Below are 23,096 nucleotides of genomic sequence, written 5' to 3' on the forward strand. Positions count from 1 at the left end.
AAACCTTTAGCGTAAGGATGTTCAGCTTAATCCCAGTTCCTGTTTACGTTTTTTGATATAATCGGTAGGTCGGATGCCGTTGATATCGAAAAAAAGATTTGAAAAGTTCTGACGGGCTGCAATCCCACACTCTTCTGCTAAAGCTTCTATTGTGTAGTTAAGGTATTTATTTTGGGTATTTAAAAGCTTCGTGATATAGTTGATTCTCAGTTCAGCCATATATTTATTGAAATTCATCCCTTTGTTTTCATTGATGTATACTGATAAATAATGAGAATTGGTATCCAGCTTTGATGCAATGCTGTTTTGGGTTAAACCCTTCTTTGTAAAAAGAAGTTCATTCTCAAATTTCTTAAGCTTTTCACCAATCTCTCTGGTCATTTCAGGCGTGAGAGAGGTTTTTCTTGTCGCGTATTCTGCCGATTCTTCGGCTATCAAATTCTTAACATCGTACGCTCCTTCTGAGATTCTTTTCTGAAGGAGAGTATACTGTTTTTTTATTTTGAGATCTTTCACATATCTTACCAAAAGAATGATTAGGACAATAGTGCCCGCAAAAATTAAGATTTGGGCTATCAGCATTTTTCGCCTGCTGGTTTTCTCGATATCATCTCTTTGCTCAATTAAACTGTTTCGGTCATAATCTTTGTGAATCTTTAAGGAAATATAAGGAAAATCTTTAGCAATCAAACTGTCTGCTTTCAGCAGTTGGTTGGTATAATAAAGTTGTTTGCTGATATCTTTATCTTTATAATATTCTATTAAGAAATTATAACTTCTGTAAACCTCCGGCAATATAAATTCATGCTTTTCAAAAATAGAATCTATGGCACTGTAAAAATGGATGGCATCTTTCTCTTGATTTTGTGCTTCTGCAATCTTTCCTAAATAATAGTAAATGACGGAAGACCACGCAAAGTCATTTCTTTTTAGCAGGACTGGTAAAGCCTTTTCTAAATCAGCCTTGGCACCGATGTAATTTTTTTTATGAAATTCTAAAATAGCGATGCATTTTAAAAAATAGCTGTTCTCAAGGGCAAAGTCCTCCTTATCTATTGTCAGTTTATATCCTAATTGACTTAAGCTGTCGGTCTTTTTATAGTTCTTTAAATACCTGTTAATGACCGTCATCTGATGCAAGGAATTATAATAAGCTTTCATATAATTATACTTCAGATTTTCATGCATCTTGGGACTAGCTTTCGTACTGTAGAATGCAGCACAGTCTTTAAAATGTTCCAGCGCTTCTTCATAATACCCCAAATGTTCTCTGACTATTCCCAGATGATAAATCACTTTATAGTGATGATACTCATCCTTTGAACCTTTAGAATATTCATAGGCCTTAAGATATTCGTTCAAAGCGGGTTTGTATTTCTTTTGGTAGAAGTAATAGATGATTCCTTTGCTCAGGTAATCCTTACTGATATCGTCTTTGGTACCGAATTTTAAACTTGTGGTGATAGCGCTGTCTGCATATTTAATCTTATTGTTGTAATCAAACTGGCGACCATCCCTATAACCCTGTATCAGTTTTAAATGATTGCGCTCATTCTTAGCTTTTTCAATATACATCCTAACATAAGGCATCGCACTATTGTCATCGATGGTCATTTTCTGATAGTTTTCCCTGATCTCGTTAAAAGTCCTTTCTTTTGGTTGTTGTGAAAAAAATAGAGAAGATATAGAAAGTAGGACGAGAAAGTATTGTAACTTTTTCATATACTGATTTTTAGAACCTCACCTTCTCAAAATTAAGCATTTTACTTTTAAGTAAAAGCCAATTATAGCCAAACAGGCATTCTCAAATCACTATGCTTCCGAATCGTTGATAAATAAGCTATTAAGCTGATTTTGTTAATGGTTCAATTTTAAAATTGAGCCGTACTAATTTTAAAATTGCGCCTTGATAGAGTTTTTTTCTAATGACTTGCCCTGTAGCTTTGGACTCAGAATTCTATATCAATCCGACGTCGGGATAACCCATTTAAAATTATTACAATGAAAAAGTTTGTCCCATTTTTAAGTATCAGTATTATGGTATTTTCCTACAGCTGTACCCCTCGTGATGATGAAAAGATCGCAGCAGAAACACAGAAAATCGATGCTTCAGAAGCACTTGCCAGACGAGGTGATTCCTGTAACAGTACACAACCTATCGTCGACCCTGATCCACCGGTTAGGGATGGTGACAACTGGCGGTCTAGCTCCAATAGATAATTAATCCCTTATGATGACCCTATGATTCCTCATACCTCCATATCAGCAGCCACAGGCTTACCATGTCCGGAAAGCGGCATCTGGGAAAGTATGGGGAATTTTAAAACGACTGTTACCTTATTTAAGGGAGAGCTAATGCCTGTGTATTGTGGCGTAAAGATTAAATGGCGGTTAATTCTTGCCTGTTGAACTTTAAAATTAAAGTGATGAAGAATTTTCAGAACATATTGATTAAAACGGTTTCTTATTTTTTTATCCTGCTGTTTGTATACGCAAGTGTGAGTAAGATTTTGGATTTTGAAAACTTTCAGGTTCAGATTGCACAATCGCCAGTGCTCACTTCTTACGCAGGTTTTATATCCTATGGCGTGATTATATTGGAATTGCTATTGGCGTTAGGTCTATATTTTGAAAAAACCAGAAACATTGCCTTATTGGCATCAACGGTTATGATGAGCTCCTTCACAATTTACATTTATATCATTCTTAATTACAGTGAATTTGTTCCATGCTCGTGTGGCGGCATTTTAGAGAAATTAGGATGGTGGGAGCATTTAATCTTCAATATGGTTTGTGTCGTCATAGGAGCCGTCGCCTATTTTTTGGCTCGTCGTAGCGATTTGAAACCAAAGCTTCAGACTGTCATTATTCTATGCAGTGCTAATCTGGGTTTTGCAATGTTGGTTGCCTTTCTTTTTTTATCCTCTGAATATCTCATCAAAAATGAAAACAATTTTACCCGCCGATTTTTACCGCATCCCATTACTGAAGTAAAGGAAATCGATCTGCGCTCTAAGTCATTTTATTTTGCAGGAAACTCGGGAGACAGTTTATTTCTGGGAAACCGTCAGGCGCCACGAATTATGGCAACCGTTTTACCGGGTTTCACAAGATTCCAACTCGATACATTAGTTTTAAATGATTATAAGCTTCCGTTCAAAAATGTTGAACTCAATGTGAATTATCCTTTTTACAGCTTATCAGACGGAACTGTTCCTGTTTTATTTGAAGGCATATTTCCAAACAAATTGGCGATTAAATCTAAGTACCCTATTCCTTTTTATTCTAAAATAAAAATGGCTGAACCCTATCACTACATTGTGAGAACCACCTTGTCCGAAAACAGGGAATCAGTGATGGGAACTTATAACAGTAAGAATGGAAATACACAGCTAAAGCCTGAAATTCTTGAGAAGCAGGTGGACGGACTTTTTGATACGGACGGTGAAGTGGTAATTGAAGTACAAGAGAAAAAAATGATTTACACCTACTATTATCGTAATGAATATATCATCACTGACCTACATCTCCACAATAAAAAATCTGGTCATACAATAGACACCATTCGCAGAGCTCAGATACACGTCAAGAACCTCGAAAATGGATTACGCAAGATGAGCGCACCTCCATTGGAAGTGAATCAGATGCAGACCGTCTATCAAGATTTGCTTTTCAATGTAGCCAGGCTTCGGGGAAAATATGAATCTAAAAACAGATGGAAGGAAGCCAATATTATCGACGTCTACAATTATAAAAGTAAAACTTACCAGTATAGTTTTTATGTCTACCACAATGATGGAAATAAGATCAGGGATTTACGCCTGACCAAAAACTACCTCTATGTTCTTGCCGGAAATAAACTGATCCGCCATCAACGACGCCTGTAAAACCTAAAGATAAAAGGGAAAGCCGAAAACCTGTTCCAGAGTAGGCACAATAAAAACCATTTTTTAATATGAAAAAGTTAATTTTTCCTGCATTCGTGACCTTGATCGGTGCAGGAGGCGCATTGGCTAGCCAAAATGCAAAAAACAATGAAAGTACTCTTGCCGTAAGACAAGGCTACATTTTCAATGTGAGTAATAACAACTGTGACCGTTCGGTGATGTGTAGCACAGATCCTGGACCTATCTGTACTGTTAACGGTTTACCGGCAGGACAACAGGTTTTCGGAACATCCGGTAGTGATGTCGAGCATCCGCTGACTTGTTCTGTAACCTTAAGCAAAATCCAGTAATTAAAGTAAGCTCCCTGAAAAGGGAGCTTTATTATTTTACAGGTGCCATCCATTCTGCGTAAGGTTTTCCCTTTAGAAAATGTTCCATCCACTGCCATGTCCTCAAAGAAAGGTCTTCTGTGGTTTCATTTCTAAACATAAAATGACCGTCCAATGGATATTCTAACATGACTGCTTTTTTTCCAAGCCGTTTCAATCCGAAAAAAAATTCTCTGGTTTGCTGGGGTGGTACATTATTATCCATAGAACCCGTCCATAAGAGAACAGGACGATTCACATTTTTTAAATTTCTGACAGGAGACATTGATAAATAGTGATTCCAATTGTCAAAAAGACTTTCATTCATTCCAAACTGATCATTTTCTACTCGGACATAGTTGGGTTCATTTAAAATGGGTGTCTGACTTAGACTGAAGGAAATGAGATTCGATACCATTACGCCAACACTACCCGTTTTAAACAAGTCAGTGTTCGCTAATGCAAATCCAGTTTCGTAACCTCCAAATGACATGCCTACAAGGGCTATGTTGCTTTTGTCAATATGGGCTTCTTCCAAAGCTTTTTTTACACTGGCTTCCAAGGAAATCATCATTTGACCGGGTACATTCCCCACTTCATACTGAAGATCCGGTAACAATACAAAATAACCCTGATGAACATAATGCATCAAATTAAAACCGTCAGAAGACTGCAAATCAGGAACACTGTAAAACAATACATCTCTGCTTTTTTTCTCATAAATATTCACGACCATCGGATATTCTTTTTGAGGGTCATAATCCTTAGGATACAGCAATGCCATATTTGAGCTTCCAGTCTTTGTCTTGTACTGTAGCAATTTCATTTGACAATCACACAGCTGCTCTTGTTGTAGTAGTCGGCTGTCAAAGATAACTTGAGGTGGATGAAGACCGATCTTGGTAATTTTTAAAGGCTGCTGATAAGATTGGGATAGCGCAAATAGATTGTTGCCAACCTTAGTCAGATCTCTGTAATTCTCTTCACCGTAAACCAGTGTATGCAATTTGGTATTTAACAAGACAAAGCCTGAATGGTAGTTAGTTTGATTTTGAACACTTAAAAGAATGCCTTTTTTCAAACTGGCTAAGCTAGGGTTTGAATCGGCTGAATAATCGGCTCTTGGTTTCCAAATTCTATAAACCATATTCTTCTCAAATCCCTGAGTCAATCTTCTACCCTTAAGGTTTTTCAAATCCACTAAAAAAAGGTCAAAAGCCGCCGTGATAATGATTTTAGAGGGCTCTGAAGTAGGCACAATCTTTTTTACAGGCATATCTGTTAATCCATTATACCAGTCTAAAACCAAGCTCTGTTCGGAAAGCGGCATCAGCTGACCTTTTTTTCCTGTGAGAACGCTGTAATACCACCATTCCTTGTTGACGAAGAATAATAAAGTTTGAGAATCGTCATCCCAATGGTAGTTTTCCGGAGAACTTCTGCCCGACCCAATTTCAATTTTTTCACGTCCATAATTGAGTACTAATGAAATATGATAATAGGGTTTGGTTAAGTGATTCGTTTTTTCATCAGGGGAAAGGATCAGCATAGTCCCTTTCGAACCCATCATAAACTGCCTTTGCTCCTCCGTATCAATGGATGGCATCCATTGCCAAGATTCATTTTTCAAATTATATATGCCTGCCGTGGTGATATTATTAAATGGATTCTTGTCAGTTGTATAAGAAACGATGGGTTCGTATGGATGGCTTTTCGTGGCTTTATCCTGTCTTTTCCCTAGTGGTATATACACATAAGCTCCCTCTTTAAACTCGATTTCAGAAGAGCGGTCTTCCGCAAAAACATAGCCTTGCGGTATTGTGATATCGAAAGTATTAAAATGCCCTGACTCTGGTTTCCAACAGTACAATTGTAATTGCTCCTGGTCTATATTCAGCCCATTAATTTCATGGTCTCCTTCTTTAATCCATCTGATTGCTTTTTCTGTCATAGCATTTGAAGAATTTTCTGTTTGTACATTAACACAGACCAGTTTTTTGTCTTCGTAAAAGATGATGGATTTCTCATCCTTGGTCAACCTGTAGTCCTTAACGCCTTTTTTTTCCCAGATTTTCAACCCTTCTTGATTGTAACAAGCGAGTGTATTATTGGGTTTATTGAATAAGACAGCCATCTTAGTTCTTGGCAGGATTTTGCACTCAAAAACGCCTTGTATATCCATTGATTTATGATGTTTTAAATTCAAAAATCTTACGAATGTCATTGTTTTGACCAAGAGATTATCATCTCCAAGGAAATTATAATAACTGCCTTTAACGATGCTGTCAGACTGCTGGGTTAAACTGTTATATAATTTGTACTCTTCTTTTCCGTAAGCATTGGTGTTTAGTAAAACCATATGCTTTCCTGAAGGGCTTATACCTATTAAATCCGTTATAAAAAACTGGTTGTAATACTGATTGGTTGTTTTGATATCTAAGCTATCCTGAGCCAGCAGGCTGCTGAAACCGAGGATAGCTGTAAATAAAAATAATAATCTAATAACCATTATTCTGAGGTTTGAGATTGGGGTTTAACAGCAATTCCTGTTCAGGTATCGGCCACCATTCAAAAGTGGACTGCCAAGAAGATTTTACCTGAAGCATCGTCTGGTCTAAAACAGCAAAATGCTTGAGATCATTGAACCGATGACCCGACTCTGTAAATAATTCTTTACGTCTTTCTTCCCGTATCCTAACTAGAAGATCAACCTCATTCGTAGTGCTGATGGGCTGAAGATGGACTCTTAACCGAATTTTATTAAGATCAGCCAGCCCCACCGAGATTTGGCGCTGACGGATATAGGCTTCAGCTCGAATTAAGTATAACTCCTCCACTCTCAGAATCACAGAATATTCCATAGTGGCTGGCGTTACTGAAAACTGCTTGTATTTGTAGGGATAATAATAGCGCTTATTCTGCGCGTCTACGACTTCACCAATCCATTGGCTTCTTCTCAGATCTCCTGCTTCAAAACTGTTGACTAAATCTGTGGACAGTGCTGCTGTTGAAGGCGGTGCACTCCTCAGTATGTAAAAACTTCCTTCATTCGTATTATAACCACTTTCATAAGGCATCAACTGCCAGATGGCACTGCTACTGTCTTTTAGGAAGGTGTTGTCGATATTATCCTCCATCTCATAGCCTGTCGTTGAAAGAACAATTGTAGCATAATTGATTGCCTTTTCCCAGTCATTCTGATAATAAGCCAAACGGGCTAATACAGCGTAAGCAGCCATTTTACTTGGCTTCACCCGGCTGCCGTTCGGAAGTGTGGCAGGCAGACCGGCAACGGCCTGCAGAAGATCATCCTGAATGTTTTGGTAAACCACGTTTCGGGGCGTTCTGCTGACCTTGCTGTTTTCCTCGTAAGCAGTGGTTTTAATATAGGGTACATCTCCAAATGAATTGCTGAGATTTAAATAAATCAAGGCTCTGACAAACAAGGCCTCGCCTTTTAATTTAAGTTTGAATGACTCTGTCAGCTGTGTAGATTTTTCAAGTCCTTCCAGGATAGAATTGATATTGTAAATCTGACTATAACTGACCGTCCAAAGGTTATTAATGGCAGGGTTTAAAGCATTGTGGGTCAAATTATAGAATTGTGAGAAATCATTGCTATTAGGGGCATAGGATTGTACTTCATCCGTATAAGCACTCAGAAAAGCAGGTGCTCCCAGTGACGTACCTGCAAGAAAGCCAGAACCTTCCAGCGAGCGGTAAACACCTGCCATCGCTGAATTGGCGAGGCCTTCATCTTTGAATACCAAATCTCTGGTAATCTGATCCTGCGGGAGATCCAGTTCTGTAAAATCTGAACAGCCTATCGATAAAAGGATTAAGCTGAAAGTAATTAATATAGTCTTCATTATATGCTGTTTTTAAATTAATAAGTAAGGTTAATTCCGAACGATACAATCCTGAGCGGACTGACAAAGCCAGCCAAAGTAAATTCAGGATTGATTCCTTTGTAATTGGACCAAGTGAATAGATTCTGCCCTTGTACATACACCGTTGCATTCAGCCTTTTCTGCTGATTATTGGGTATGGCATAGTTCAGCGAGGCATTTTTTAACCGCATCATATAGGTATTCGATACGGTGGCATCACTTTCAAGGAATTGTGAATTGGCATTGATAGCTGCTGCATCATAACCGGCACTCGGCTTTTGAAATCGGGCATTGGGATTATCGGGTGTCCAGTAATCCAGAAAGATAACGGACTTGTTTTCCATTAAGCCCAGATAACCGTCACTGGCATATAAATTTGATTGATTTTGCCTTGAAATCTGTAAAAGGACATTTAACGACCAGTTTTTATAACGCAAAGTGTTTTGCAATCCTCCATACCAATACTGTCTGAGTTCCTTGGTAATCATACGGTCGGCACTGTTGATGACACCATCGTTGTTGAAGTCTTCAAATGTGTAAAGTCCTGTCGCCTGATCAATCCCATTGTATTGGTATAATTTTCTTAAGCTTGTGGATCGGCCAATCTCAAAAAAGTTTTTGTAAGTAGAACTTTCAAGATTGGGAAAGTCCAGTAACTTATCTTTGGGAAACGTGATGTTAAAGGAAGCTGACCACGACCAGTCGCCTTGCTGAATCAATTTGGACTGCAAGACCAACTCCAGTCCTGTGTTGAGAACGGTAGCATCCATATTCCCCAAAACAGACGGGAAACCTGTCGTGGCAGGAAGCTTAATCCCTAACAGCTGATTATCACTGATATTTCTGTAATAGGCAGCACTGAAGAATAAACGGTCTTTGAACAATGACAGTTCTAAGGCCGCCTCCAGCTTCTTGGTGACTTCCCAGCCAAAATCTTTATTGTAAAGTCTTGTTGGATTTAGTACGGTGGTGCCGTTATAGGTTTCTCCGGTGGTTGTGTAGGTATCCATATACTGGTAATCCCCTATCTGGTCATTGCCCGTGATACCGTAACTCCCTCTGATCTTTCCTAAACTAAGCCAGTTGCTGTTCTCTAAAAAGGATTCTCTTGAAAACAGCCATGCCACACCGACAGCCCCGAAATTAGCGAAACGCCGATCTGGTCCGAAACGGCTGGAACCGTCTCTCCTACCCGATAAATTGATGAAGTAGCGGTCTTTAAAGCCGTAGTTCAGTCGGGTGTAAATCGCCTGATAACGGTAGGTAAAATTGTAGGCGTTCTCAGCCATAACCAAAGCCGCAGAGGCCATGTTATAAATCAGCTCGTCGGAAGGAAAATTCATTCCCATCAGACTCAGATTGTCAGATTTCTGCTCCTGAAATGAACCTCCTAACAGCACCGACCACTGGTGATTGTCTTTTTTAACCTCATAATTTAACTGCGGTTCAAGAATCCAGCTGGTGTTGTTCATAGACGCTTTACGAAGCATCGATCGGTTGCTACCAATGTTGTAGGCAGGGTCGTAAATGGTCTTAGGAAAGATCTGCTGTTCTGCCCCCTTATTATCTGTATAGCCACTGTTGAGCTTCACACTAAATCCTGCACCCAGCTTATAATCTAGGATGAGATTGGCATTCAGATTTTCATTGCTTCCGGTATAGGTTTTTTGTGCCTCTCCCATTGGATTTCTGAATGTGCTGTTTTCCCAGTTCAAGACTCCGTTTCTGTAGAGATCGGGTGCGTTGGGCGCCAATGAGGAATAGATCTGGTTAAAGTCTCTTGGCGGAAGGACATTGTCTTGCTTAGTATAGTAGGCGGTCAAAAGGGCTTTGAATTTTTTATCTGAACTGGTATGTTCGAGATGGGCATTAAAGCTGTTTCTTTTATAGCGGTAGTCTCCAGGATACACGGTGGTTTCTTCATTGTGAGAGCCGGAAATGGAGAAACTGGTATTCTCATTACCTCCCGAAACACCCATCTGTGTATTGGAATATTCTGCACGATTGCCCACGAAATATTTTTGCCAGTCTGTCTGTTTATTGACATCCCAAGTGCCGTTAACATCATATTCACTGGCAGGATACTGTGTGATCCCGTCATTGGCAAATGCCAGACGTCTCATTGTTAAATAGTCTGCGGTAGACATCATCTTAGGAAGATTGGCATACTGTCCTATTCCATAAGAGGTATTGAATTGGACGGCGGTTTTTCCTTTGATGCCTCTCTTGGTGCTGATCAGCACCACACCATTAGCACCCCGTGATCCATAGATGGCCGTGGCATCAGCATCTTTTAGCACCTCAATACTTTCAATGTCATTAGGATTGATTGCGTTGAGGGGATTGGTGTCACCATACGGTATGACACCACTGGAAAGTCCTGACTTAAACTCATTGAGTGCCGGAACAGGAACGCCATCGATGACATAGAGCGGATTATTGCCGTTGACGCCTGTCGTCTTGTAGGTTCGTAAACTGTTCTTACCTCTGATCTGAACCTCGAAACCACCACCTGGTGTTCCGGTATTCTGAATGATATTAACGCCTGCCATTCTTCCTTGGAGTGAAGACAAAACATTATTGACGGGTTGGTTTTCGATGTCTTTTGCTGAAAATTTGGCTATACTACCAGTGCTTTCTTTGTCTTTGACTTTGTAGTAGCCTGCATTGAGAATAACTTCTTCGATTCCCTTTACGTGTTGTTCTAAGCTGATATTAACGACGGTCTGATTCGTGAGTGTCACTTTTTGATCTGAATAATCAGGGTGTCTGAACCATAAGATGGGATTTTCTGCTGTAACCTGCAATGTGTAGGTGCCGTTGGCGCTGGTTGTGGTGACCTGCTGACTGCCTTCTTGGGAGATAATCACTCCTGAAATGGGTTTGCCAGATGTAGTAACCGTACCTGAAATGTTGCGGGTTTGGGCTTTTAGATTAGTGCTGACAGTGATCAGCATAAGGCCAAAGAAAATACCTCCTATAGTGTAATAGGAATTTTTCATAGATTTGTAAAGGTTTTTAATTTTCTAAAGATTAATTACTGAACTCCGCTCTTTCCTGATGTTTTAGGCGACTTACAGGAAGGGGCTTTTTTCTTTCTTCTGAATTTAAGTTAAGTAGTTTTTTTGATTCTATTTTAGTAAAACTTTCCTGATGCCCTTTGGTATGAAAAAGGAATGGTGAGGTTCTGTAAGCAGTGACCGCCAGGCACCGGAAAGAATTTAATATGAATGAATCTGTGTCCCGTGTAAGCTTTTTAAAGCCGCAATAGGTTGTACCCTCCTATTGTATCGTGTAATCTGATACTATTTTTAGGAAGCGGGCTTAGAATTTAATGTAGAGATAAAGCGAACTGCATTGGAAAAAGACGGCGTGAGACTCTACATTATCCGACCTGAGGTACTGGTATACCGTGCAACAGATAAGAGGAAGAGACCCACGCCTAGGTCGTGAGCCGCAAACTTATCCTCTCGTTGCTTTTAAAGTACCAGTTTTCAAGTCGAGATTCTAAGCAATAGCTTCATTAATTCTTTGAAGTATCGCAAATTTACTTTAATAAGTAAACATTTCCAAATATAATAAAAAAAAGCAAATCATTCGCTTTAGCGAACAGTATTTTTTATATTATTTTATTTTTTTGATCTAGATTAAGATTTGATGCTAGATAAAGAAGTTTTAAACGATAAGAATGCACTTGTGAATAAGCACCTGTGCAATTTTATTGAAAGTAAATTTCTACGTGAGTACCATAACCAAAAAGGCGAAGTCATTTCACAAAATGAATATGCTAAACTCTGTGGAATAACGTCTTCTACAATTTCTAAACTTAAATTACCTGAAGGTTATAATATTCCCATGTCAACTATTTACAATGTACTTAGACATGAGCAATATTCCTTAGAACAGTTCTTTAAAGAATTCGAAAAGGAAAAAGGCATCAATATTCCAGATTAAAATCTAGATTTCAAATTTTATATTATTTAGTAATTTATTATAATATCTATCTGAACATTGTTTTATAACCTCTTCTATTTCTCTTAGAAATTTCTCTTTTGCTGTAAAGTAGTCTCCTTTTGCTTTAGAGAATTCTTAGACGCTTTAAGCTTTGTATTGCTTTGATAAAGCAATATAGATAATGTGATGATTGCAATTGTTACAATTGCGCTGGAGATTTTTAGTGTTTTCATATTTGTTGTTTTTATATATTGAAAGCACTAAGCAAAAAATCCACTAAAATAATAGTAGATTTTTTGTAATGAAACCAAACTGTATTTAATAAAGGTGGCTATGTAATTTTGATTAAAAAATCAAATCGTAATACATGAAAAAATCACATTCCTTATTTTGAGCATCAATATTATATTGATTAGCTGATGCATAGCATACTTGCAACTCTTCGTTTTTCAAAGCAGCCATTGCTACCCCTATAGTCGATATTTTATTGTTGAGTGGTGATACAATCAAATTAAATGCACCAAACTTTTTTATAAGTGACTCAATCGAAGCACATGTATCTGTGTAAGACATACACGAAAATTCAAATTCTTCTAATATTAAATGCTGATATTTATTTTTAATAAAAAAATACTTGCTTTTTGCTAATTCACTTAATTCACTATTTATAGAATCAGACTTAGAAGGTTTTCCTAGAATAATATGATATGGCTCAAATGCATCAATAATATTTTCTGTCCTTTCTTCTTCAAAACCAGCTAAGATTATAAGTATTGTTTTTTTTGATGGAGATAGCAATCCTGAGTAACCTACAATCGAACGTATGTCCCTTACACCCTTAGTCATCCATGCCGTCATGCTATTATTTCCATATGATTTATTGGGGGTATAAATAATTTTCACATTAAAATTGGAAAATACCGGTAGGGAAAGAACCTTAATTAATATGAGTAATATTTCACGGGTGAATGTAGAAATATCTATGACAATTTTCGGATTTATAACATTATTGCCAAAGGATATTTTTTTTAAAGTTGAATAAAAAATATCAAAAGTCTCTAAAGAAGAATTTTTTGGATAAAATATTTTATCAATATCTTGAAAATGATTCTGTACTTCACTTAAGTGACTATCGGAAATTCGATATGTATCATTAAGATGAAAAATAATACTCTTAGCCACAGATGCTTTATCTAAAGACAAAGCAACTTTTTTTGATCTACTTTCGAAACCAGATGAACATATAAATAAATCAATTTCTTTTAAATGTTCATTAAGATTATTTTCATTTATTTTCATAAATCATCAAAAAGATTTAATTGTTGACCATTAATTTGAGAATCATCAATTTGCTTATTGGCGATTTTCTCAAATTTTTTGGGATCTGTAAGACTAATCTTCAAGATCTCACTATTCATAAATTTATACCCTTTAAAACCTGTTGGATCAAGTCTAAAATAAGGTGCTAAAGTACGGCTTAAAATATAAAGTTTACACCGCCCTGTCCCTTCTTTATTTCCGATTGAACTTTTATGAATATAACCATAGTGCTCAGCTAAATCAATAATTTCAGCTAACTCTCTGTCTGGATTATCATATAATGCAACAGAAAAAACTACACGCTCTGTTTTGTCTGACACAAATATACGATGAAACATCTGTCCCAAACCACTAATCATATTAAAAAGTTTGTCAGCTTTACTAAGTATTTCATTTTCTAACTTGACTCCATGAACCTCCTTAACTGACTCAAATTCATCTTCCAGAAATTTCCTAGAATAATTTTGTATTACATCGTTTTGAATACTCACAGGTATAAGTTCAGTTTCACTTTTCGCCCCATTCTTTGAAATGTTCTCTGCAAACATAATAGATGCTGGTTCGAGAAAATGTCGAATTATACCAGACGATATATCTACTAAATTATTAAATCCTGCATAATTAAGAGTAGACCCCGAACGTTTGCTCTTCAAAAATTTCAAATATTCAGAAGAGGCAAATCTTCTGGCCGCATCCCCACCTGAATGTTTTTTTTCCGAATCTTCATATTGATTTTTTAAACTATCATAAATTTGTTTAATCTTTCTAACTTGTTCTTCATCAGAAGGGAAAAAATCTTTAGGACAAATATCGATTCCTAAATATTTTTTCAATCTTCTTGAAACAATATCTTCAATTCTATGATAATAATTATTATTCGAAGTCGTATATATAGTTGCTATGTTAACTTTTGAGTAGTCGTGAGGTGAATCTATGGTTTTATTTGTTATGGTTAAATAACTCTTGTAATCTAATTGTGTTGAAATTTTAATACTTACAAAATCTGATGTCCTGTATGAAACCCAGGTATTTAATATTTTAGTTTGAGTTTCATTTAAATATCCTGCATCATCAGCTAATAAAAATATCGGCTTACCTGCTGGCATAAATGGCATTTCTTTTAATTCAAGCAAAAGAGGGTAGAGAAAGTCTAAATAATTACACAGTGGACCATTATAATCTTCTCTATTATCTGGAATTAAATATCTTTTACAATAATTTTTACAAATAATCAACATTGAATCTAAAATCTTAACCATCTGGGTTATATATTCTATACCAGTATTAAATTCTTTTTTATAATTATCTATGTTGGCTCCAGATATTTCTACATTCCACAAAAAAACGTTATTGTAAAAATTTTCAATCTCATTTAGGCAAGAATTTATTTCTTCCTCATATTTTAAGAGGCTACTAAAGCATTTTGAAGCAACAAAAGTTGTAAGTAAGTGTTCATTTATAAAAACATTTGAATTTTGCTTGAATCTTTCTAATTCTACATAATTAATGTCAGTTAATTTAAAAGGAACATATAATGAAAAGTAATCTATTTCGTTTAAGGATGAATTTTTGCTAAGCTTTTGACAATCCGGCATCATATATCGAAACATCATACTTTTGCCGGATCCCCGCGGTCCATTTAAAAACGCATGACCTACCTTATTTACTTGATAAAAATCAGTAAATACATCAACAAATAGCTCGTGTGCATCTTCAGCAGATATTCCCTCTGGTGTTTTAACGTCAAACGGATTTTTCATTTAAATAGTTTTTTCTGAAATAACTTCTGCGATATATTCTCCATCAATATTACGACCAGTTACCGTTTTTAATGATTGTTTACACATTGTAAATATATCTTTTACGTACATTAAAGGGTAACCATTTTCTTCCATAATAAAGGAGATTGGATCAATTATATAATCATCATACTCATCAAGTAAAAAAATAACTACCGTAATTTTACTATATCTGTTATGCGGTGGGTAAAATCTGTTGCAGTAGAGTGTTTCAGTAAATGTTTTTAAACATCGATCATAAATTTCATCTAATAGAAAATGTTCTGTGATTACATTATCGCTTTTCTTTTCGAATTTCTTATTAAGATTTTTAACACTCACACAAAAAGACAATTTGATTACATTACCTTCAAGAAAAACCGAATCAATTGCTTCAGAAAATCTATGATAGATCTCACTATGTTTGTCTAATGGCTCATACTCCAGTCCAGACTCTTCTGTAAGGTCTAAAAGAAATCTTGAAGCTCTTGATTTATCTTCTGCTAATTCATCAGCTAATCGTAAAATTGCAGCTAATAATTTTGGACGAATTTTCTTTCCTGAAATATAATCATCAGATTGAAGCATACCAATAGGATCATTCTTACCGCCATGTGCTTTAGCAATATCTCCAATAATTCGTCTCTCATTTACAGATAATAAGCTGTTAGGGTTTTTATCAAACCTACTTAACAATTCTTTTGCAGCCTGCGCATGTCCACTTCTTTTAGAAATTAAATGACCACTATCATGCAGGTTTATTGCTACTAACAAGATAAAAATTTCATACTGTGATAATAAAAAGCTAGAATCGTTTAATTTGAAATTATTTATGATTTTTGATGCCCTATCAACAACCATTTTTATGTGATCAGGACCGTGGTCATTAAAATAACCTTCTTTTTCAATCTCTAATATTTTAGTTTTTATTTCGTTATGAATAGGTGCAAAATTTTGCTTTAAAATTTTGTATGTAGCTATATAGTCCTTTTCATCAGGAAAAGAGTTGTCTGGCTTTAAGTTTTCTAAAAATTCTTCTTCAAGATTCATTTTCTGAATTTAGTTTAATGATTTGTTCAAAAAGAGCCTTTGCTAGTAATGGTGGAACAGCATTACCTATTTGTTGTTGTTGATATGTTAAAGAACCTTTGAATTCAAAATTATCTGGAAAACTTTGTATTCTCGCAGCTTCTCGTACAGAAAGTCCTCTGTCTTCGAAAGGATGGATGAGCATATTCTTCCGATAGTTAGCGATTACAATTGAAGGTTCATTAGGGTTTAATCTTTTATAAATTCCGCTATGACAGTTGTTAGTATTTTTATAATTTGTCATAAGCTCTTGAGGTATTGCTTTCCAATTTTGACCGGGTTTTATATATTTATATCTTTCAATCACAAACTGCTGATTTTTAGAAACAAAATTTTGCGTAGACTTTTTTGAGCTGCCTCGCATTAGCTTCATATATGAATTTATAGGTTCAGTTTTATAGTCAAGTTCAGCATGCGTTGCACCATTCGTTAAAATCGGTAAATCTGAAATAGCATCAAAGACACTAAAATTTATTGTTTTTTTTTTTGGAAAAACAAAATCCACACCTACTCTATTACCAACCATAAAGAATCTGTTCCTATTCTGTGGAACACCATAATCCGATGCTTTTAAAATTTTCCACTCTGTTTTATAGCCTAATTTTGCAAATGTTTCTGTTAGCTTTGCGACGACTGTGCCAGATTCAAATGTGGTAATTCCTTCCACATTTTCAAAAACAAACCACTTCGGTCTCAATTCTTCAATTTGCCTTATGTACTCACGAAATAATGAATTATTAACATTGTCATTATTTCTCGTCTTAGTATTTGAAGTTGAAAATCCTTGACAAGGAGGTCCACCAAAAATAATAAATGGCTCTTTATAGCTTTTATCTAAAACTACTTTTCTAATATCTTCATTAATAACTTCAGTGTCTGGATGGTTACTTCTAAATGTCTCAACTGCATGTTTATCGTACTCAATCGCTACCTTAACCTTGATTCCAGCCATGACAGCTCCTGCACTCATGCCTCCTGCACCGCTAAAAAGATCAATTGCTATAAAGACATTTTCACTCATTCTAATTTATATAAAAGTTTTTAAGGTTTAAAATTTGTAATATAATTTATGTCAAATTTTTTAATTAATTTAAAAAATGCAAATATACTAGATTATAAAAAACATTTTTCACTTATATATGATAATATTCTTAAATATGGCCGTAAAAAATCTCCTGTATCAATTCCTGCAAGTCTCCCGTTTCCGAAATGCTGTTGAAAGCCTGGAATATTATAGAGTACGTACCCTCAATACCTGAAATGAAATCCCAGAAATCATCCTGTACCCAGCCTTCATTATAAGGTTCTAGAGGCCAACCCTTCCCTATTGTCTTAGACCAAAAATTGATTTCGCCATAAGGATTGTAGGGAAAAACGATCCTTGAAAATGCATTTCCACTCGGGTACTTAGAATAAAAGTAAGAATACCAGTTCAGAACCTGAACAAAGCATCTTGCATAACTACCTACATTTGCTTGAACCGTTTTTGTATCAAAGAAATAATCTATACCGTCTTTCTTCAGCCAAATATCTACTCCAAATCCTTTAGGTGCCGGAATAAAGTCGTTGATCGGGTTAATAAGGAAATTCTGACACGATTCCTTGATCCTATCATGGCAGTACTGGGCATTATAAGTCACGTTCTTATTGTTCCGGCCTTCAATCAGCATTTGGACTGTATTCTGAAGTATTGCAGGCATATTGGCTGGAGCTTGGAGGTTTGAATTGATGACTTCAAACCCATTGGATCTAGCAATTGCTTTAGCTAAAGGCTCCCATAACGTAGTCCCTAAAGACGTTTCCATTCCTCCCACAACAGAACGTATCTTGCGCTCCGTTGGTATTATTAAATCAAGTATCTGGAAGTTAGGAACCACGTTGCGCCTGTTCCTAATATAGTTTGATATCGAACTTACAACTGTTTCGCGAACAATTGTATATACTTCTTCCCTTGTTGGCATGTTTATCAGGTAATTTTTTGCTATAAATATAGCAAATTATACCTTGTAAAGCGCATTAAGGAATTTTATAATGGAATAGCCCACCTCAGTCCCAAGGTTTACAGGCACTGCATTCCCTATCTGCTTGTACTGCTGGGCTAACGAACCTGCAAACTCCCAGTCGTCCGGGAATGTCTGGATCCTTGCATATTCCCTCACTGTAAATGGCCGGGTTTCATCCGGATGACAACGCTCTGTCTGCTTTTGAGCAGGGCTGCAAGTCAGGGTAAGGCTCGGCTCGTCCCATCCAATCCTCCTTGCAATACCAGTCTTTCCGCCGCCCAAATAAAAGCTGCCTCCCATATATTCTTTTTGCAAGTCTAGAGGCAAATCGCGCCAATAGCCTTTTTGCGGGATAAGATCCAATATTTCAGCTTTCCTTTTTGGATATTTTGCACCTCCTGACAGCGGGACATCCGAATTGTAAAGTTCCCCTTTCTTCAAAGCATCCTTCAAGTTATAAATCTTATTATATGGAGAAGGATATTGATAATCAAGGCTAATATCCTTACGTATGCCAACCAAAATCAGCCTTTCCCTCTTTTGAGGCACCCTGAAGTTAATGGCTTTCAAGACTTCCACAGGTACAACTTTATAACCGATTTCGTCCAATACAGATATCATCCCCTGCAAGGTTTTGCCATTGTCATGATTAAGAAGACCTCGCACATTTTCACCAATACAGATAGGCGGGTTTACTTCCTTCACTACCCTAGCGAACTCGTAGAACAATGTTCCCCTAGCATCAGCAAGCCCAAGCTTCTTGCCTGCATAGCTGAATGCCTGACAAGGAAACCCTCCAGTAACCACATCCACCTTGTCTTTATATTCAGTGAAATCAAAATCCTTGATATCACCTTCCATAACTCTCCAGTTCGGGCGGTTATTACGCAAGGTCTGGCATGCGAACTTGTCGATTTCGTTTAAAGCTACGCATTTAAGCCCTGCCTTCTCTAAGCCAACAGCTAAGCCCCCCGCACCTGCAAACAGCTCAAGTACTTTATAGTCATTTTCAGCTTCCACATAGTTGCCTTCGTTTAAGGACTCATGCATAAATCCTTTGAAAATTTTCTCCACGTCCGCCTTCTTGTACATCCTGTAGTTACTGATTGGTTCCCTGACTGCCACAAGCTTCCCATCACGATCCCAACGCCTAAGCGTCTCCTTGTTCTTACCCAGCAACTCTGCTGCTTCTGCCAAAGACAAATATTCATTAATAACCATAATATACAACATTAAACAATGGTTACAAATATAAACTTTTTTACTAAACCGAACAATAAAAATAAACCCTTATATTTACAAAAACTTTTAACTATGTACGAACTATTTGATATTGAGGGAAAAAAAATAGAGCACCATGACCTTCAGGACAAATCCCATTGGTGCAAGGACGGTGAAAAGATTGAAGAAGCTTTCGTAAGGCTATACGGCGAAAAACTTAATTTGTCAATAAATCCAGCAAAAGAGCATGATCCCTATGCTCCAGATTTGGTCAATACTGTAACAGGAAAGCTTGGAGACCTGAAGTTTCAAGCGACACCTTTTTTCAAGGCACAGAAATTATTTAGCATAGACCCAACTTACGCAGTAGTATTTAATGAGAAAGATAAATTAAGGTATCAGGAGAAGTATCCCGAAATAGCAATCTATTATTGGGTAAACTGGATTGCTGTAGGATACAAGACAAATTGGAGCGAGATTAAGGTACAGCCTTTAAACGGGGTTTGGAAAAGCGGGTTTCCCGAATTCAACAATTACCTATCCACTCGTCCACTCCACTCTTACCAGCAAAGGGTCGACGATACTAAAGGTAATGCCAAGGGAAGCTTTGTATGTGACATTAGAGACGATGTCTTTGAAAAACTGATATAATATCATTGAGGATGAACTTTCAATAATAGACCTAATTGGGAAAATACAAGTCCAAGAATGAAAGTTGAAAAGTAGTTCAAAATATCAAAGCTTATGTTGCAGATGAAACAGTTGATCCGATAGTGACGTCAATTGAAACATTATACTTTGTTGATGATAAACCTGTTCACGGATTATATGCTGAAAGCCTTCTTAAAAAATTGGAGAAGTAAGGTTTAATGAAGATGCTTCTGAACCCCATTTAAGCGTAACTTATTGCTGGTGACTTCTTTGGAAATTAATAGATAATGCAAAAAATATTGAAGACGACGGAAGTTTTCAAAAGTAGTTTATCCTGATTTACCCCAAGAACAGACTATGAATTGGCTAAGTATACAAAAAAAACTTATCCCGATTTGGAATTCTTTAATTAAATGTAGCAAAAATCATAAGGAGATGATGAAAGAAGATTTATAATTAATGAACTTAGAATAAATAGTTCTAAGCTCATCAATCAATGCCCCAATAAATGAGAATACTAATTTATCTTTTCAAAAATCTTAGACATCGTGTCTCTATCAAGACTTTCCATATCAATTAATTTTAAAGATTTCACCATTTTCAAAGTCGATGTTTTGTACTTCAAAAAATGGGGTGTCTGCAAATGAAACTGATACGCTTCTTTATCCGCATAGATTTCCACAATCCTTATCTGTGTTGGAATTTCCTTTTGATACATCGGAAAAATGGCAATCAGACCTTTCTCTAATTTTATAGAAGCCGAAGCTTCTTCTTTCAGAATTGAATTGTATTCATCCAAAAATTCAGGGATAATTTCAATCTCGGAAATACGAACTATCATATCGTTTTTGATAATGGGAGCGAGCGGTTTTCCGATAATTTTCCGAACGGTATTTGCCTGAGTTTTGTTAACAAATTCCTGAACCAAATCAGCCAGTTCTGCTAATTGATTTTCAGTAATTCCAGTATTTTTTCCCATATTGATATGCGATTGCAACTGCCCTTCTACGCCATCCAAAGAAGCCAAAGCCGAAATCGTTACCAATTCTCTATTCTTATAAGTCAAAACATCGCTAATAAAAATATCGGCAAATAAATGCTCTTTGAGGAAAGCATCAATTCTCGGTGAGAATTCTCCAAAACCTGGTGCCGGCTTGGCTTGTGGCGTTTTCGTTAATGTTTCTAACGTTTTTCTGCCTTGTTCGTATTTATCGGCCACATAATTTTCAACGATGATTTTCTTTCCTTCAACATCATTAACACTTTTCGCTTTTCTCTCATCTAAAACGGTTTTAAATGTATTAATAGCATTCAGACTTCTCGGGAAACCACAATACGCATACAATTGAACCAGCGCTTCTTTAATTTCATTAATCGTCAAACCAGAATCTAAGCCGGCATTCAATTGAACTTTCAAATTTTCAAGATTCCCAATAGCCGTTAGCGAAGAAATCTTTACAAGACTTTGCTCTTTAGTATTCAAATTTTGATTGGTTTTAGTTTCTTGTGCACTCATTTTGGTCATACTTAATGTGAGAACAAAAAGGATGATCCATTGTAGAAACTTGTTTTTGCTCATCATAGAAATTATTGTTTGTTGGCTTCTGCAAATTCTTCATCGGAAACTGCTTCCAGCCAAGCATTTTGATTAGTTTGTGGATTTCCATTCGTTGCTAAATGCGAAAACCAACTTTCAGCAGTTGCGCCGTGCCAATGCTCAACATTCGGAGCAATTTCTACGATATCACCAACTTTTAAACGACGGGCAGGTTTTCCTCTTTCCTGATACAAACCTTCGCCACCCACAACAATCAACAATTGTCCGCCCGTGTGACTGTGCCAATTGTTGCGACAACCCGGTTCGAATGTGAAATTCGAAAGAGGAACATTCAGTTCTTTATTGCTTGTCAAAGGCGCCAAATAAGATTTACCAATAAAATATTGTGCATAAGCCGTGTTTTCTTCACCTGTCGGAAAATCACTTATTTTAGGAATATTTGTACTCATTTTTTTAGATTTTATTTTGTTTGAACTTACTTTATTTTGTGCGATTACAGTTGGACTGATCGTTAAAAGTAGAATAATTAAATATTTCATTGTTTTGAATGGAATTTACTCAAAATCAGTTGCATTACAAAGTTCCGACAATACAATCATTTATTTTATATCGATTACGGAATTGCTTACCATTTTTTACTGATTTGAAGGGATAAACAATGATTAAAATTCACCAGCCAAAGTCGTCTGCTGAATAAATTTTCTTCTCGAATTCTGATTGTTGTTTTCTTTCATATTTTATGATTCAATTGTTTTGATGATTTTTGCAGGAATTCCTCCCACTACAACATTGTCCGGAACATCTTTGGAAACCACCGCTCCCGCTGCGACAACTGCATTTTCGCCAATCGTTACTCCCGGAAGAATGGTCGCATTGGCTCCAATCCACGCATTTCGTTTGATGAGAATAGATTTTCCAATCAAACCTTTTCTAAGTTGAGGTTCTAAAGGATGATTTTCCGTTATCAGGCTGACTTTCGGACCGATTAAAACATCATCTTCAATGATAATTCCGCCCAAAGCCAAAAAAGTACAGTCGAAGTTGATGAATACATTTTTACCGATGTTAAGATGTTTTCCATAGTTGAGGTAAATAGGCGTAAATAGTGCTACATTCTTTAGTTTTTCACCGACAATTTCACTTAATATTTTTAAAATCTCATCCGGTTCTGTTGAATTATTGAGTTTAAGCAATTGTTTCTTAACCCCATAAGAAGCTTCAAGTAATTTGTAAATTTCCGAGTCGTCGGGCATTATTGTTTCACCATTTTTTAGTCTGGCGAAAATATCTTCGTTAAGGCTCATTTTTAAATATTTAGAGAAATAGAAATGCTAAATCCACTTTTAGAAAAGCAGATTTAACGATTGTACTATTCAA

The 23,096-nt window shown here is 36.4% G+C and carries 18 protein-coding genes; 5 read left to right on the plus strand and 13 right to left on the minus strand.

Annotated features, from left to right (window positions below; translation table 11 throughout):
• Positions 1-21: 21 nt before the first annotated feature.
• Positions 22-1,722 carry an AraC family transcriptional regulator gene (locus tag RTY06_RS03125; protein ID WP_312822746.1) on the minus strand — a complete coding sequence of 567 codons (1,701 nt, stop codon included), beginning with the start codon at positions 1,720-1,722 and terminating at the stop codon, positions 22-24.
• Between the two features lie 279 nt (positions 1,723-2,001).
• On the opposite strand from RTY06_RS03125, the gene RTY06_RS03130 reads away from it, so the two are divergent.
• The 3 genes from RTY06_RS03130 (at position 2,002) to RTY06_RS03140 (ending at position 4,237) form a co-directional block, all read left to right on the plus strand.
• Entirely contained in the window at positions 2,002-2,220 is a 219-nt protein-coding gene (locus RTY06_RS03130; protein WP_312822747.1) for a hypothetical protein, read from the plus strand.
• A gap of 185 nt (positions 2,221-2,405) precedes the next feature.
• Positions 2,406-3,887, plus strand: a complete 1,482-nt coding sequence (locus RTY06_RS03135) for a MauE/DoxX family redox-associated membrane protein (RefSeq protein ID WP_312822748.1) — start codon at positions 2,406-2,408, stop codon at positions 3,885-3,887.
• A 68-nt stretch (positions 3,888-3,955) separates the two neighbouring features.
• Positions 3,956-4,237 carry a DUF6520 family protein gene (locus RTY06_RS03140; protein ID WP_312822749.1) on the plus strand — a complete coding sequence of 94 codons (282 nt, stop codon included), beginning with the start codon at positions 3,956-3,958 and terminating at the stop codon, positions 4,235-4,237.
• Between the two features lie 31 nt (positions 4,238-4,268).
• On the opposite strand, the gene RTY06_RS03145 is transcribed toward RTY06_RS03140, so the two are convergent.
• From RTY06_RS03145 to RTY06_RS03155, 3 genes are all read right to left on the minus strand, one after another.
• Complete coding sequence (locus tag RTY06_RS03145) at positions 4,269-6,614, minus strand: prolyl oligopeptidase family serine peptidase (RefSeq protein WP_312822751.1); 2,346 nt, start codon at positions 6,612-6,614, stop codon at positions 4,269-4,271.
• 139 nt (positions 6,615-6,753) lie between these two features.
• Positions 6,754-8,124 (minus strand): RagB/SusD family nutrient uptake outer membrane protein, encoded by a 1,371-nt coding sequence (locus RTY06_RS03150; RefSeq protein WP_312822752.1) that lies wholly within the window; start codon positions 8,122-8,124, stop codon positions 6,754-6,756.
• 17 nt (positions 8,125-8,141) lie between these two features.
• Positions 8,142-11,147: a SusC/RagA family TonB-linked outer membrane protein gene (locus tag RTY06_RS03155; protein ID WP_312822753.1), complete on the minus strand. Its 3,006-nt coding sequence runs from the start codon at positions 11,145-11,147 to the stop codon at positions 8,142-8,144.
• A gap of 655 nt (positions 11,148-11,802) precedes the next feature.
• On the opposite strand from RTY06_RS03155, the gene RTY06_RS03160 reads away from it, so the two are divergent.
• Positions 11,803-12,099, plus strand: coding sequence for a hypothetical protein (locus RTY06_RS03160; protein WP_312822756.1), 297 nt, complete (start codon positions 11,803-11,805; stop codon positions 12,097-12,099).
• Positions 12,100-12,444: 345 nt separating this feature from the next.
• Here RTY06_RS03160 and RTY06_RS03165 read toward each other — a convergent pair whose 3' ends face one another.
• The 6 genes from RTY06_RS03165 to dcm all read right to left on the minus strand — a co-directional run bounded on the left by RTY06_RS03165 (position 12,445) and on the right by dcm (position 19,510).
• Entirely contained in the window at positions 12,445-13,398 is a 954-nt protein-coding gene (locus tag RTY06_RS03165; RefSeq protein WP_312822757.1) for a hypothetical protein, read from the minus strand.
• Positions 13,395-15,179: a hypothetical protein gene (locus RTY06_RS03170; RefSeq protein ID WP_312822759.1), complete on the minus strand. Its 1,785-nt coding sequence runs from the start codon at positions 15,177-15,179 to the stop codon at positions 13,395-13,397. Before RTY06_RS03170 ends, RTY06_RS03165 begins: the two co-directional genes overlap by 4 nt.
• A complete protein-coding gene (locus RTY06_RS03175; RefSeq protein ID WP_312822761.1) occupies positions 15,180-16,247 on the minus strand; it encodes a hypothetical protein in 1,068 nt (355 codons plus the stop codon). It lies immediately after the preceding gene.
• Positions 16,237-17,307 (minus strand): DNA cytosine methyltransferase, encoded by a 1,071-nt coding sequence (locus tag RTY06_RS03180; protein WP_312822763.1) that lies wholly within the window; start codon positions 17,305-17,307, stop codon positions 16,237-16,239. Before RTY06_RS03180 ends, RTY06_RS03175 begins: the two co-directional genes overlap by 11 nt.
• 130 nt (positions 17,308-17,437) lie before the next feature.
• The gene (locus RTY06_RS03185) at positions 17,438-18,247 is read right to left on the minus strand and encodes a TdeIII family type II restriction endonuclease (protein ID WP_312822765.1); all 810 of its coding nucleotides are present in this window, start codon (positions 18,245-18,247) and stop codon (positions 17,438-17,440) included.
• Positions 18,248-18,283: 36 nt separating this feature from the next.
• Complete coding sequence (dcm, locus tag RTY06_RS03190; protein WP_312822767.1) at positions 18,284-19,510, minus strand: DNA (cytosine-5-)-methyltransferase; 1,227 nt, start codon at positions 19,508-19,510, stop codon at positions 18,284-18,286.
• 93 nt (positions 19,511-19,603) lie between these two features.
• Here dcm and RTY06_RS03195 point away from each other — a divergent pair, with 93 nt between their 5' ends.
• Entirely contained in the window at positions 19,604-20,161 is a 558-nt protein-coding gene (locus RTY06_RS03195; RefSeq protein ID WP_312822769.1) for a hypothetical protein, read from the plus strand.
• Positions 20,162-20,678: 517 nt separating this feature from the next.
• On the opposite strand, the gene RTY06_RS03200 is transcribed toward RTY06_RS03195, so the two are convergent.
• From RTY06_RS03200 to RTY06_RS03210, 3 genes are all read right to left on the minus strand, one after another.
• Positions 20,679-21,677, minus strand: coding sequence for a carboxymuconolactone decarboxylase family protein (locus RTY06_RS03200; RefSeq protein WP_312822771.1), 999 nt, complete (start codon positions 21,675-21,677; stop codon positions 20,679-20,681).
• Positions 21,678-21,748: 71 nt separating this feature from the next.
• The gene (locus RTY06_RS03205; protein WP_312822773.1) at positions 21,749-22,168 is read right to left on the minus strand and encodes a cupin domain-containing protein; all 420 of its coding nucleotides are present in this window, start codon (positions 22,166-22,168) and stop codon (positions 21,749-21,751) included.
• Positions 22,169-22,456: 288 nt separating this feature from the next.
• Positions 22,457-23,023: a DapH/DapD/GlmU-related protein gene (locus RTY06_RS03210; protein WP_312822775.1), complete on the minus strand. Its 567-nt coding sequence runs from the start codon at positions 23,021-23,023 to the stop codon at positions 22,457-22,459.
• Positions 23,024-23,096 lie beyond the last annotated feature (73 nt).

Source organism: Epilithonimonas sp. (genome assembly GCF_032055105.1).
Taxonomy (GTDB): domain Bacteria; phylum Bacteroidota; class Bacteroidia; order Flavobacteriales; family Weeksellaceae; genus Epilithonimonas.